This is a genomic window from Aeromicrobium sp. 636 (assembly GCF_024433585.1).
GTDB classification, from domain to species: Bacteria; Actinomycetota; Actinomycetes; order Propionibacteriales; family Nocardioidaceae; genus Aeromicrobium; species Aeromicrobium senzhongii.
Map to the genome: position 1 here is coordinate 292,887 of NZ_WNJU01000002.1, position 14,027 is coordinate 306,913.

Consider the following 14,027-nt stretch of genomic DNA (forward strand, 5'->3'; position numbering starts at 1 on the left):
GTCATATCATTGAGCCACATCCACCAGAGAGGGCGATCATGACCGTGCTGCCGACCGAAACCGGGCTGTCCGTGCTGATGCGCGAAGGCTCCCAGGCCGAGCACAAGGACGCCGAGGGCTCCAGCTTCATGTCGTGCCTGCTCGACGGCCAGGTCAACGAGACCGGCTACACCGAGTACCTCGCGATGCTCCGTCCGATCTATGCCGCCCTCGAGTCGGTGGCCGCGGGTCTGGTCGACGACCCCATCGCCGGCGCCGTGATTGATCCCTCCATCAACCGCCTCGCCGCGATCGACCAGGACCTCGCGTACTGGTCCGGCGGCGCCGTGCCGTCGGTGCAGAGCGCGGCGGTCGACCGCTACGTCGCCCGGGTCGAGGCGTCCGCCGCCGATCCCGTGCTGTTCGTCGCGCACCACTACACGCGCTACCTGGGCGACCTGTCCGGCGGACAGGCCATCGGCCGCATCCTGGCGCGCACCTTCGACCTCCCCGAGGGCCAGGGCATCGCGTTCTACCAGTTCGACTCCGTGCCGAAGCCCAAGCCGTACAAGGACGCCTACCGCGCCTCGCTGGACGCCCTGCCGCTCACCGAGCGCGACCAGCAGCGCGTCGTCGAGGAGGTCAAGGTCGTCTTCGGCCTGAACGGTGCCCTGTTCGAGGAGCTCTCCACCCAGCTGCCGCGCTACGCGCGCTGAGACCCTCCCCGCGGGACTCCGTCGCCGAGTGCGGGACAATCGAGGCATGGCTCATGTCGTGATCATCGGTGGCGGACCCGGCGGATACGAAGCGGCGCTGGTCGCGCGGCGGTTGGGCGCCGAGGTCACGCTCGTCGAGCGCGACGGGATGGGCGGCTCGACCGTCCTGACCGACTGCGTTCCCAGCAAGACGTTGATCGCCACGTCCGACCTCCTGCACGAGGTCAGCCGCTCGGCCGAGCTCGGCGTCGAGGTGCCGCGCGCGCCGCGCGCCGATCTGGCGTCGGTGAACGACCGTGTCCTCGGTCTGGCACAGGCCCAGTCGGACGACATCGCCGAGCGCGTCGCCTCCACCGGGGTCACGATCCTGCGCGGCACCGCCCGCATCAGCGACGCGCGCGAGGTCGTCGCCTCGACGCCCGACGGCGAGATCCGACTGGCCGCCGACGGCATCCTCATCGCGACCGGCGCCCACCCGCGTGTCAGCGCCGACGCCCAGCCCGACGGCGAGCGCATCCTCACGTGGGAGCAGGTCTACGGCCTGCGCGAGCTGCCCGAGCACATGATCGTCGTCGGTTCGGGCGTCACCGGCGCCGAGTTCGCCAGCGCCTACAACGGTCTGGGCGCCGAGGTCACGCTGGTGTCGAGCCGCGACCGGGTGCTCCCGGGCGAGGACCCCGACGCGGCCACCCTGATCGAGGACGTCTTCACCCGCCGCGGCATGAAGGTCCTGGGGAAGTCCCGCATGGCCTCCACGCGCCGCGAGGGTGACCGGGTCGTCGTCACGCTCACCGACGGCCGCACCGTCACCGGCTCGCACTGCCTGCTCGCGCTGGGCTCGATCCCCAACACCGCCGACCTCGGCCTCGAGGAGGTCGGGATCGACACCGACGACGGTGGCTTCATCTCGGTCGACAAGGTCTCGCGGACGAACATCCCCGGCGTCTACGCCGCGGGCGACTGCACCGGCGTCTTCATGCTGGCGTCCGTCGCTGCCCAGCAGGGTCGCATCGCCATGGCCCACCTGCTCGGCGACGCCGTCCACCCGCTGGACCTGCGCAAGGTCTCGAGCAACATCTTCACGTCGCCGGAGATCGCTGCCGTGGGCGTCGGACAACGCCAGATCGAGGAGCAGGGCCTGCTCGTCGACACGGCGATGCTGCCGATCACGGCCAACCCGCGGGCCAAGATGCAAGGCGTCCACGACGGCTTCGTCAAGCTGTACGCGCGTCAGGGGATCGGCACCCTGATCGGGGGAGTGGTGGTCGGACCGCGTGCCAGCGAGCTGATCCACACCGTCTCGGTCGCGGTCTCGGCGTCCCTCACGGTCGACCACGTCGCGGACGCGTTCAGCGTCTACCCGTCCATGTCGGGCACCGTCAGCGAGGTCGCGCGCCGACTGCATCGACAAGTCTGAACCTTCAGTTGAAATTCAACCCGCCACGGCTGTAATCACACGCGTGTGGTTTCGCAGGTCAGACCCGAAGTGCTGGAACGCCCCTCGGATGTGTGTTCTGATGCGTGTGCTCCTTGCGTCACACGAGCACCAGTTGTACCCGCCACAGAATGGACTTCCCCCATGCATTCCTGGCCGACCCGCTGCAGCATCGGTCTGACCACGATCGCTCTCGTCGGAGCGTCCCTGCTCCTGCCTGCCCCGGCGCAGGCCGCCGGGACGGACATCGTCGAGACGCGGCCCACGCCGGCCGTCGCCGAGACGCCCGCCGAGGCGACCACGAAGGCTCCGGTCTCCGAGGAGGTCGAGGTCGAGCAGACCCCCGTCGCGACGACTCCGCAGGACGGCTCTGACGGTGCGGTCGAGCGCAAGCCCGTCGACCCCTTCCGCATGGTCGGCGTGACGTGGGATGCCACGGCCGACGCCGCTGAGGTGTCGGTGCGCGTGCAGGTGCGCACGAAGGGCACGTGGAGCGCCTGGCAGACGCTGGCCGTCGAGGAGAGCAAGGAGGGCGGACGCCCGGGCACCGAGCCGCTGTGGACCGACGCCCCCGCCGACGGCATCGCCGTCGACGTGAAGGCCGGCTCCGGCACGCTCTCGGGCGTCAAGGTGACGACGATCGATCCGGGGAAGTCGGAGATCGTCACGCCGTTCAGCCCGGCCGTGTTCCAGCCCGCCGTCGAGGCGGGCACGGACGAGGCGCCGCAGGAGGACGTGGAAGGCGCCCAGGACGGTCTCACCGAGTCGGTCGCGGCCGACGGCACGCCCAAGGTCGTGCCGATGCCCTCGATCATCACGCGCGCGCAGTGGAAGGCCGGCGCCGGCACCAGCTGCAGCGCCCCGGTGACGCGGCCGAAGGCGCTCGGCGTCGTCATCCACCACACGGCGGGCTCGAACACCTACACGAAGGCCGAGTCGGCCGCGCTCGTGCGCAGCTACCAGTCGTACCACGTCAAGGGACACGGCTGGTGCGACATCGGCTACAACTTCCTGGTCGACCGCTTCGGCCAGATATTCGAGGGCCGCAAGGGCGGCATGACCAAGCAGGTCCGTGCCGCACACTCCGGCGTCGAGGCCGTGAACCAGTACGCGACCGGCGTCTCGATGATGGGCCACTTCGACAACGCGCAGCCCAGCGCGGCGTTGAAGACCGCCGTCGTCAAGCTGGTCGGCTGGCGACTGAAGTTCTTCGGCGCCAACGCCAAGGGCACCTACACCGCGGGCGGCAAGAAGTACCAGGTCATCAACGGGCACCGCGACGTGAAGTCGACCGCGTGCCCGGGCAAGTACGGCTACGCCTGGATCAGTGCCGTGGGCGGCCTGCGCGACCGGGCGCACACGTACATCTCGAAGGCGACCTCGGCGGCCGGTGCCCCGGCCCCGGCTCCCGCACCCGCGCCCGCGCCGAAGCCGACTCCCGCACCGCCGAAGACCTTCAAGACCCCCACCGGGGTGAAGGTCAGCACGGCGCCGACCACCGCGACGGTCACCTGGAACAAGGTCGCCGGAGCCACCCACTACCGCCTGGCGGTCTCGCCGACGGGCAGCGGGAAGGGCGCGAAGTTCTACAACGTCTCGACCAACCGGGCCACCGTCACCGGGCTGCACGCGCGCCGGGTCTACGTCTTCCGGGTCTCGGTCTACCAGCCGTCGCCCAAGAAGCGGCTCACCCCGTACACGGCCAAGCCGTTCCCGACGGCCCGTACGAAGGCGTTCACGGCCCCCACGGGCGTCCGCGCCACGTCGCGCGGCCGGAAGGCGCTGAAGCTCACGTGGAACGCTCAGGCGGGCGCTCCGGGCTACCGGGTGCAGATCGTCCAGGCGGGCAAGTCCACGGGCAAGCGCTACGTGATGACGCGCACCAACTCGGTCAAGATCACGAAGCTCAAGCCGAACACGCGCTACCAGATCCGCGTGGCCGTCACGTACCCCACGAAGGAGCGGGTCAGCGCCTACACGAAGGCCCCGTTCGCGACGGCCCTCACCCGACCGCTGGTCCCGGCTGCCGCACCGAAGCCCGCGCCGAAGCCGGCCCCCAAGCCGGCCCCCAAGCCGGCTCCGAAGCCCTCGGCCAAGAACGCCGTGACGCCGTCGAACGGCAAGATCGTCTTCAAGGGCCACGGCTACGGCCACGGCATCGGCATGAGCCAGTACGGCGCCGAGGGCGGCGCCCGCGCCGGCCAGAAGTACGACGCGATCCTGCGCAAGTACTACCCGGGCACGACGCTCAGCACGAAGACCGCCACGATCCGGGTGCAGATCACGGCCGACACGGGCAACTCGGTGCACGTGCGGCCGAAGTCGGGACTGAAGTTCCGTCGCCTGTCCGGAAACGCCGTGTCCGTGCTGCCGACGTCGGTGAGCGGCCGCGCCGTCTCCGCCTGGTCCATCGACCTGGCGAAGGGCGACGCGAAGAAGAACACGCTGTCCTACAAGTCGGGCTCGAAGTGGTACGCCCACACCACGTTCTCCGGCGATGCCCAGTTCGAGGGCCCGGCGACGATCAGCCTCGTCCTGCCGAACGGCTCCACGCGGGCCTACCGCGGCGCGCTGCGCTCGGCGCGGCCCACCGCCACCACGCGCGACACCGTCAACGTGCTCAGCCTCGAGGCGTACCTGCGCGGCGTCGTGGCACGCGAGATGCCCGCCAGCTGGAGCATGGAGGCGCTCAAGGCCCAGTCGGTCGCCGCGCGCACGTACGGCTCGCGGTACCTGGGCTCGAAGAAGCACTTCGACATCTGTGACACGGTCTCGTGCCAGGTCTACGGCGGCCACGCCGACGAGCACCCGCGCACCAACGAGGCGATCGCGGGGACGGCGGGCAAGATCCTGACGTACCAGGGCGCGCCGGCGCTGACGCAGTTCTCCAGCTCGTCGGGCGGCTTCACCAACCAGGGGTCGACCCCCTACCTCAAGCCCGTCAGCGACCCGTGGGACGCCTGGAGCGGCAACAAGAACCACGCCTGGAGCCAGACGGTCACGACCGCCGCGATCCAGAAGAAGTACTCGATCGGAACCCTGAAGTCGGTCACGATCACCCGGCGCAACGGGCACGGCAACCAGGGTGGCCGCGTGGTCTCGATGACCCTCAAGGGGTCGAAGTCCAGCAAGACCATCTCCGGCGTCGACGCCCGGTGGGCCTTCGGTCTGAAGTCGGACTGGTTCGGCTTCTGAGATTCGGCAGTGGGATGATCGTCCCATGCTGAGTGCCCGCCTCTGGATCACGATCGTCACGGCCACCCTGGCCAACGCACTCTCGCTCGGCCTCGCCGCGTGGATCCTGCAGGGCTTCACGCTGGCGCCCGCCTGGTGGGTCGTCGCGGTCGTGCTGTTCACCGTGCTCAGCGTGGTGCTGCGCACGGCCGCGCTGCGCGTGAGTGACTCCCGGTGGCTGCGGGTCTCGACGATCACCGGAGGCCTGGCGCTCACCGCGATCGCGCTGGCGCTGACCGACGTGATCGTCCCGGACTCGGGCTTCGACATCGACGGCTGGGGCACGTGGGTCGTCGTCACGCTCGTCGTCTGGGCGGCCGGCGTCGCCTTCGGCGAGGTCGACCACCACGCCCCCGCCTCGACGCCCGGCCTCTCGCCCGACACCCGCGCGGCCGCCCGCGCGGGCGAGGGCCGCGACTCCTGATCCGACCCGGTTCGCACCCCCCGCGTACGACGAAGCCCCGGCCAGCAGGCCGGGGCTTCGTGCGTTTGCGGGACTGTCAGGCGTCCTTGATGTCGGCGATCACGGCGCCGGCGCCGATGGTCTCGCCGATGACGGCCACCAGGCCCACGATCGAGCCGGCCTTGTGGGCGTTGATGGGCTGCTCCATCTTCATCGCCTCGATGACGACGACCAGATCGCCCTCGGCGACCTCCTGGCCCTCCTCGACGGCGAGCTTGACGACGGTGCCCTGCATCGGCGACGTCAGCGAGTCGCCGCTGGCCGCGGCGCCGGCGGACTTGCCACCCTTGCGCTTGGCCTTCTTGCCGCCCGCAGCGGCGGCGCTGGCGCCCAGGCCACCGGGCAGGACGACCTCGACGCGCTTGCCGCCGACCTCGACGGTGACGCGCTCGCGCTCGCCGGCCTCGTCGGCCTCGTGACCGCCGCTGTAGGGCTCGAGCTGGTTGTCGTAGTCGGTCTCGATCCACGTCGTGTAGACGTCGAACGAGCCCTCGGACGCGTTGTACGCCGGGTTGTCCAGCACGTCGCGGTGGAACGGGATGACGGTCGGCATGCCGTCCACGACGAACTCGTCCAGCGCGCGCCGCGAGCGCTCGATGGCCTGCTCACGCGTGGCACCGGTGACGATCAGCTTGGCGACGAGGGAGTCGAACGCGCCGGGGATGGTCTCGCCCTCGACGTAGCCCGAGTCGACACGCACGCCGGGGCCCGCCGGCGGATCCCACTTCGTGAGGGTGCCGGGTGCGGGCAGGAAGCCGCGGCCGCCGTCCTCGGCGTTGATGCGGAACTCGATCGAGTGGCCGCGCAGAGGCGGGTCGTCGTAGCCCAGCTCCTCGCCGGCGGCGATGCGGAACATCTCGCGGACGAGGTCGACACCGGCGACCTCCTCGGAGACCGGGTGCTCGACCTGCAGGCGGGTGTTGACCTCGAGGAAGCTGATCGTGCCGTCCATGCCCACGAGGAACTCGCAGGTGCCGGCGCCGACGTAGCCGGCTTCCTTGAGGATCGCCTTGCTGGAGGTGTAGAGGCGCTCGATCTGGTCGTCGGACAGGAACGGCGCGGGCGCCTCCTCGACGAGCTTCTGGTGGCGACGCTGCAGCGAGCAGTCACGCGTCGAGATGACGACGACGTTGCCGTGCTGGTCGGCCAGGCACTGGGTCTCGACGTGGCGCGGCTTCTCGAGGAACTTCTCGACGAGGCACTCGCCCCGGCCGAAGGCGGCGACGGCCTCACGGACGGCCGAGTCGTAGAGCTCGGGGATCTCCTCCATCGTCTTGGCGACCTTGAGGCCACGGCCACCGCCGCCGAAGACGGCCTTGATGGCCACGGGCAGGCCGTTCTCCTGCGCGAAGGCGATGATCTCGTCGGCGCTCTCGACGGCGTCCTTGAGGCCCGGCGCCAGCGGCGCACCGGCCTTGAGGGCGATCTGCTTGGCCTTCGCCTTGTCGCCGAGGGCGTCGATGGCGGCCGGCGGGGGACCGATCCAGGTCAGCCCGGCGTCGATGACGGCCTGGGCGAACTCGGCGTTCTCGGACAGGAAGCCGTAGCCCGGGTGCACGCTGTCGGCCCCGCTGCGCTCGGCCACGGCCAGGATCTTGCCGATGTCGAGGTAGGAGTCGCCCGGGGTGGAACCCTCGAGCGAGTAGGCCTCGTCGGCCAGCCGGACGAACAACGCGTCGCGGTCGGGCTCGGCATAGACCGCCACGCTGGCGATGCCGGCGTCCTTCGCGGCGCGGATCACACGCACGGCGATCTCGCCACGGTTGGCGATCAGGACCTTCTGCAGGGGCTTGCTCACGAATACTCCTTCAACGAGGGGCTGCCCGGCGAGTCTATTGGTGTCAGGTCCAGAGCGGGCAGGGCAGGTCGGATTGTGGTTCAACCTGCCCTGCCGCCCGCGATGTGACTGAGTAGTTCAGCAGGCGCCTGCCTTCTTCGCGCCGTACTCGGCCTGCTTCTGGGTGTATCGGTCGCCGGCCGAGGAACTCAACTGCTGAATCAGGCCCTGGCAAGAGAAGCCCGTCATGTCGAGGTAGTTCTTGGCGGACTCGACGGCCTCCGCATTCCAGTTCACATCCAGGCTGTCCACTGCCGCAGTAGCGTCGGCATCCGAGTAACCGTCGCCCGCGTCGGAGGAAAGCTGGCGGATGAGTCCCTCGCGCGAGAATCCGGCGAACTCCAGGTAGTTCTTGGCTGAGCGGACGGCGTTCTGCTGCTGCTTCGTGAGCTTGGGCGCAGCCTTTTCAGTCTTTGCCTTCTTCTTGGTCTTGGTCGTGCCGGACTCCTCGGTCGACTTTTCGCTCTCGGTGTTCTTCTGGGCCGAAGCGGTCGTGTCTTCCTTGTCTCCAGACGAGTCCGAGCCGGATCCACCCATGGCCGAACCCACGATGGTGAGGGCGACAAGCGCGAGCGGAATGATGAAGCGCTTCTTCTTGAACCACGGGCGAGTCGCCTTGGCGTATGCCTTGGCCGCGGCAGCGGCGGCCTTTGGGTTCGTATTGGGATCGTTGAACTGCGGAGTCTCGGACATGGGTTCCCCTCGATTTGGTATTTGGAGCGACGTTTGTGACCAACGGTGTATTTGGACAAACGTCTAGAGATTAGGTGCCTCCGGATGTTGCGCGCGCCCACTTCGCGCGATGTAGCCCGAAGATGGTCAAACCGGGCCATGTTGTGACTTGTCCAGAGACGGGTTAATGCCTGTTAACCTGCGGGCATGGACTTCGAACTGTCACGCGAGCACGAGGACTTCCGGCACGTCGTTCGGTCGTTCGCGAACGAGCGGATCGCGCCCCACGTCGCCCAGTGGGACAAGGACCACCACTTCCCGGTCGACGTCGTACGCGCCATGGGCGACCTCGGTCTGTTCGGTCTGACGGCACCGGAGGAGTTCGGTGGATCCGGCGCGGACTTCACGAGCCTGTGCATCGCGATCGAGGAGCTCGGCCGCGTCGACCAGTCGATGGGCATCACCCTCGAGGCCGGTGTGGGCCTGGGCATCAACCCGATCCAGACGTTCGGCACGGCCGAGCAGAAGGAGCGTTGGCTGCCCGACCTGGTGGCCGGTCAGGCGCTCGCGGGCTTCGGCCTGACCGAGCCCGGCGCGGGCTCCGATGCCGGAGCCACGGCGACGAAGGCGGTCCTGGACGGCGACGAGTGGGTCGTCGACGGAGCGAAGCAGTTCATCACCAACTCCGGCAGCGAGATCACCTCGCTCGTCACCGTCACCGCACGCACCGGCACCCGTGAGGACGGCCGTCCCGAGATCTCGGCGATCGTCGTGCCGTCCGGCACGCCCGGCTTCGTGGCTGAGGCCGGCTACGACAAGCTCGGCTGGCACATCAGCGACACTCACCCGCTGTCCTTCACGGGCGCGCGCGTCCCGGCGGACCATCTCCTGGGCGAGCGGGGACGCGGCTACGCCCAGTTCCTGGCCACGCTCGACGACGGTCGCGTGGCGATCTCGGCGCTGGCCCTGGGTCTCATCGAGGCCTGCCTCGAGGCGTGTGTGCAGTACGCGGGGGAGCGGCAGACGTTCGGCGGCCCGATCGGGCGCAAGCAGGGGGTCGCGTTCCAGATCGCCGACCTCAAGGTCATGGCGGATGCGACGCGCGCGCTGACCTACCAGGCAGCGGCGATGAAGGACGCGGGAATCACCGGGGCCCGCTTCAAGCAGGCCGCGTCGGTGGCGAAGCTGTACAGCTCCGAAGCCGCCGTCACGGCGACGCGCGTGGCGACGCAGGTCTTCGGCGGCTACGGGTTCATGGAGGAGTACCCGGTGGCGCGGTTCTACCGCGACGCCAAGATCCTCGAGATCGGCGAGGGCACGAGCGAGGTCCAGCGCATGCTCATCGCTCGCTCGCTCGGTCTCCCGGTGGAGTGACCGACGGGTCGCTCGCGCGCCGGCGCCGCACGACGAACGCGCCGATCGCGACCAGCGCGACGAGCAGGGCCGAGCCCAGGCCGACCGGCAACCACGGGAAGCCGCTCTCGACCGCGCTTTCGTCCGCACTGTCGGCCGGAGGTTCCGTCGGCGTGGTGTCGGCCGGGGGCTCGGCGTCCGTCGAAGCCGACGTCGCGCCCGGGGTGACCAGGCGTGAGTCCGCCTGCGGAGGGGTCAGGTCGTCGACCTCTTCGTACTCGGGAGCGCCGGTGCCTGCAGTGCCGTGGGTCTTGAGGGTGAGCGTGTAACTGATCGCAGCGACAGCGTCCTCGGGCAGCGAGACCAGGATGTACCGCAGACCGGGCAGCGACGATCCTGCCCACCAGCTTTCGACGACGTGCCGGTGCTCGGGGGCGACGGTGTACGCCTGGCGGCCCCACCGGAACGCGCTGGGCTCGTCCGGGGGCAGGCTCGTGTAGGACGTCCAGTCGTCGCTGAGCGCCATGTCGGTGTAGTCGCCGCCGACCTCCTGACGCAACGGGCCGGTGATCTGCAGGTCCGGGTTCGCGAAGTCCGTCACGCTGGGACGGGTGATACGCGCGTCGAACTGGGCCTGGAGGTGCTGTCCCCAGTCGAGGGGCACGGCAACGGCCTGGGTCTCGCCGGGGTTGATGTCCAGTGCGTACGTTCCGTCGTTCACCACGGGCGCGTTCGAGACCGAGGTGCCCGGGACCACCGTGTCATCGGGGGACCCGGGAGTCAGCGGGGTCCAGGCGGGACGCTCGGGGGTGACCGCGGTGGAGGTCTGCGTCGCGCCGGCGATCGGAGGTTCTTCGTAGATCGCGATCTCGACGGGCTCTCCGGCCAACTCCTCGGGGCGGCTGTCCTGGGTGACCTGCACATACACGACCGGTGAGGTGGCGCAGGCTTCGTCGCGCGATGCCGTGCTGGTGCCGGCGTAGCCCAGAGAGCCTCGCGCGAAGCTCGACTCGCGGCCGCACTGGTTGCCGGCATCGTCGGAGTGGGTCAGCACGGAGATCTTCTGCCCCGAGTTGCCGATGTCGGTCGAGCGGTGGGCGGCACCGACGTGGATCGTCGAACCCGGCGCCGTGCGCTCGATCCGGTACCAGAGCTCGCCCTTCCGGCTCGGGAAGGTGTCGAGCCACTGACCCGTGGTGACGGTCGGAGCGCCGGAGGGCGTCGGGGTGCCTTCGACGGGAGTGCCGCTCAGGTCGAACGGCCGCGAGGCCCGGGTCTGGGCCGTCGAGAGCGTGTCGACGAGGTCCTCGGCGCTGGCGGCGTCGTAGTAGGTGCCGTTGCCCCGGTCGGCGATGCACTGCAGTTTCGCGCGGGCCTTGCCCTTGACGTCGAGTCCGACGACGTCGACCCGCAGGTCGAAGCCCTTCTTCGTCAACTGGGCGGCCACCCGGCACGGGTCGGGGTCGCAGGTCGGCTCGCCGTCGGAGACCAGGACGATCGTGCGCTGGCCCTCTGCGCCGAGATCCTTCGCGGCCTCGCGCAGCGCGTGACCGATCGGCGTCTCGCCGTAGGGCTTGTAGTCGTCGACAGCGGACCTGAGCTCGTTCCGGTTGTCGAGACCGAGCGCGACCACTTGTTGGGAGTCGGTGCAGGCACCGGGCTTGGAGGCGTCGAAGACCGTGGCGCCGTACACGCGCAGGCCGACGGGCTGGTCCTCGGGGAGCTGGTCGATGACGGTGCGCAGGGCCGATCGTGCGGCCTTGATCTTGGTGCCGCCGCCGGAGACCTTCTCGGCCATCGAGCCGGAGGCGTCCAGCACGAGCATCATCGAGCCCGTCTCGGCTGCCTCGGCCGGTTGGGCGCCGACGGATGTGGGCGCGAGTCCGACGACGGCCGCGAGGGCCGCCGCCACGATGGTGGCGGTCGTTCTCATGCGTCTCCCCGAGATGTGCAGATGCGAGTCTCACCTCACATCTGGTCGTTGGTTCCCAGCATGTCAGAACAGTGCGGGGGAGTGACCAGTTTCGACGCGAGACGTCTCATCGAGGCGACCGCTCACGACGACGCAGGTACGTGAGGGTCGCCGAACCGGGAGGCGAATCGCCACCCGGAGGTTCAGTCAGGGCTCAAAGAGCCGTCATCTGGCGGCACGGCAGCGGGATGTGCACCGAGCCGTTGCCGAAGTCGACCTGGACCGAGTTCTGGCCCTGGACACTCAGGACGCGACCGAGGCCGAACGAGTCGTGGGACACCCGGGCTCCCGGCTCGTAGATCTCGGCGGCAACATCGGGCTTCTTGGGGAACGGGCTGCTTGCGAGGTGGCGTCGGGGGCGCTGTGAGGTGGTCATCGTGTTCCATTCTCCCACGCCGAGCCTGATCAGTGAACAGATTCGTTCATCCATGAGACGGTGGCTGACCCGATTCGTCGATTCCGGGCCGCCAGCGGGCTCAGCCGCGTCGCCGACGCAGCAGCACCGCGAGCCCGCCCGCGAGGACGATCACGGCGGCAGCGCCGCCCACGAGCCACGGCACCATCGACGCGGACTCCCGGGTCTGGTCCGAGGAGGGCTTCTCGGCCTCGGAGGCGTCCTCCGCGGCGGCCGTGACCGGCGAGTCGACCAGGCGGGAGTCGGCGGTCGGGGCGGTCAGGCCCTCGACCTCCTCGTACTCCGGCGCCACACCCGGCAGCGCATCGTCGCGCTCGATGGTGAGCGTGTACGGCAGGTTCGCCTGGTCGCCCCGCAACTTCAGGTTGACCACCACGTAGTGCATGCCGGCCAGCGAGGCGCCCTTGCGCGCCGGTTGGGTCTGCAAGCGGTGGGCCGGATGGGCTGGCCACGAGATCGCGCCCTTGCGGAATGCGGTGTTCTCGCGAATGAGCGCGATCGGCAGTCCGGTCCAGTCCTTCGGCTCCTTGGCGAACATGCTGACGGTCACGTCATGGCGCATCGGGTTGATCACCGTCACGTCGACGTCGCTCCCGGCAGCGGCGGCGTCGCGCACGTCGTCGTTCAGCGTGGCGTCGAACTGGGCCCGGAGCTGCTGGCCCCAGTCGACCGGGACGGCCAGGACTTGGGTCTCACCGGCGCTGATGTCCATCGCGTAGCTGCCCGGCTCCACGACGGGGGCGTTGGCGACGCTGCTGCCGGGAACCACCTCGGTGGGCGTCGACGGGGTGACCGGACTCCACCGGGGCTCCTCGCCGAGGGTGCTCGCATCGGGTGCGGCAGCCATCGGCGGCTCCTCGTACACCGCCAGCTCGATGGGCCGGCCCTCGATGCCGCCGACGGCGCGCTCGACACCCAGGGCGAGCTCGGGCTCGGAGTGGCACGGCGACTCGCGATCACGGGTCCATGACGACACGGCGCCGTAGTAGATCGGGGTCCGGCTGGACATGTCCAGTCCGTAGGTCGTGCCCGCCGAGCACCACTGGCCGCCGGCCTGCATGATTTTCAGGACGGCGGCCGCCCCCAGGTCGCCGCTGACGCCGCTGATCACGGCCCCGACATGGAACGTCGAGCCGGGCGCGGTGCGCCGGAGGCGGTAGTGCGCCATGGCATCGGTCGCGATGGTGTCGGTGTACTGGCCGAGCTCGATCAGGGGCGCCTCCGCGATGGCGGGCGTGCCTCGAACGGGCGTGCCCGTGAGGTCGAAGGGACGCGAGGCCCGCACCGACGAGACGCGCAGGCTGTCGGTCAGGCTCTCGGCGTCGTCGGCGTCGTAGTAGGTGCCGTTGCCCGCGTCGGCCACGCACTGCAGCGTCTTCTTCGCCCGACCCGACACGTCGAAGCCGACGACGTCGATCCGCAGGTCGATCCCGTCCTTCGCGATCTCCCGGGCGACGACGCACGGGTCGGGATCGCAGGTCGGCTCGCCGTCGGAGACCAGGACGATCGTGCGCTGCCCGGAGTCGCCGAGATCCTTGGCGGCCTCGCGCAGCGCGTGGCTCGTGGGCGTCCAGCCGACCGGCTCGTAGTCCGCCACGGCGCGGCGCAGGTCCTCGCGGTTGTCCGTGCCGAGGTCGACGATGCGCTCGGAGTCGGTGCACGCCGCCGGGTCGTCCTCGGCCACGTCGCTGGCGCCGTAGACCCGGAAGCCGACCTTCTGCTCGGCCGGCAGGGCGTCGATCACGGCGTTCAGTCCGTCCTTGGCGGCCCGGATGCGGGTGGTGCCCCCTCCGGTCTTCTCCGCCATCGAGCCGGATGCGTCCATCACGAGCATCATCGCCGTGGCGCTCTCGGGCTCGTCGGCCGTGGCGGCCGGCCAGGACAAGGCCATCATCGCCAGCGCGATCGTGCCGATCAGCGACATCACCTTGGTCACGTGTTCCCCCTCAGC

Annotated in this window: 10 protein-coding genes; 5 read left to right on the forward strand and 5 right to left on the reverse strand. The window is 69.7% G+C overall.

Features of this window, described 5'->3' with window-relative positions; all coding sequences use genetic code 11:
* The first annotated feature begins 38 nt into the window (after nt 1–38).
* From GL325_RS07995 to GL325_RS08010, 4 genes are all read left to right on the forward strand, one after another.
* Nucleotides 39–695 carry a heme oxygenase (biliverdin-producing) gene (locus tag GL325_RS07995; protein ID WP_154596607.1) on the forward strand — a complete coding sequence of 219 codons (657 nt, stop codon included), beginning with the start codon at nt 39–41 and terminating at the stop codon, nt 693–695.
* A 46-nt stretch (nt 696–741) separates the two neighbouring features.
* Nucleotides 742–2,112, forward strand: coding sequence for an NAD(P)H-quinone dehydrogenase (locus GL325_RS08000; protein ID WP_154596608.1), 1,371 nt, complete (start codon nt 742–744; stop codon nt 2,110–2,112).
* 162 nt (nt 2,113–2,274) lie between these two features.
* A complete protein-coding gene (locus tag GL325_RS08005; RefSeq protein ID WP_187769185.1) occupies nt 2,275–5,325 on the forward strand; it encodes a SpoIID/LytB domain-containing protein in 3,051 nt (1,016 codons plus the stop codon).
* Between the two features lie 25 nt (nt 5,326–5,350).
* On the forward strand, nt 5,351–5,788 hold the full coding sequence (locus GL325_RS08010; RefSeq protein WP_187769186.1) for a phage holin family protein: 438 nt from the start codon (nt 5,351–5,353) through the stop codon (nt 5,786–5,788).
* A gap of 76 nt (nt 5,789–5,864) precedes the next feature.
* Here the strand turns inward: GL325_RS08010 and GL325_RS08015 are convergent, their stop codons facing one another.
* On the reverse strand, nt 5,865–7,625 hold the full coding sequence (locus GL325_RS08015; RefSeq protein ID WP_255955825.1) for a biotin carboxylase N-terminal domain-containing protein: 1,761 nt from the start codon (nt 7,623–7,625) through the stop codon (nt 5,865–5,867).
* A 117-nt stretch (nt 7,626–7,742) separates the two neighbouring features.
* On the reverse strand, nt 7,743–8,357 hold the full coding sequence (locus GL325_RS08020) for an Ltp family lipoprotein (protein WP_222865783.1): 615 nt from the start codon (nt 8,355–8,357) through the stop codon (nt 7,743–7,745).
* A 186-nt stretch (nt 8,358–8,543) separates the two neighbouring features.
* Between GL325_RS08020 and GL325_RS08025 the strand changes: the two genes are divergently transcribed.
* On the forward strand, nt 8,544–9,710 hold the full coding sequence (locus GL325_RS08025; protein WP_187769187.1) for an acyl-CoA dehydrogenase family protein: 1,167 nt from the start codon (nt 8,544–8,546) through the stop codon (nt 9,708–9,710).
* Here GL325_RS08025 and GL325_RS08030 read toward each other — a convergent pair.
* The 3 genes from GL325_RS08030 to GL325_RS08040 all read right to left on the reverse strand — a co-directional run bounded on the left by GL325_RS08030 (nt 9,676) and on the right by GL325_RS08040 (nt 14,012).
* Complete coding sequence (locus GL325_RS08030) at nt 9,676–11,622, reverse strand: VWA domain-containing protein (RefSeq protein WP_187769188.1); 1,947 nt, start codon at nt 11,620–11,622, stop codon at nt 9,676–9,678. The genes GL325_RS08025 and GL325_RS08030 overlap by 35 nt on opposite strands.
* 193 nt (nt 11,623–11,815) lie before the next feature.
* Nucleotides 11,816–12,037, reverse strand: a complete 222-nt coding sequence (locus GL325_RS08035; RefSeq protein ID WP_154596613.1) for a hypothetical protein — start codon at nt 12,035–12,037, stop codon at nt 11,816–11,818.
* 100 nt (nt 12,038–12,137) lie between these two features.
* Nucleotides 12,138–14,012 carry a VWA domain-containing protein gene (locus GL325_RS08040; RefSeq protein WP_187769189.1) on the reverse strand — a complete coding sequence of 625 codons (1,875 nt, stop codon included), beginning with the start codon at nt 14,010–14,012 and terminating at the stop codon, nt 12,138–12,140.
* Nucleotides 14,013–14,027: the final 15 nt, after the last annotated feature.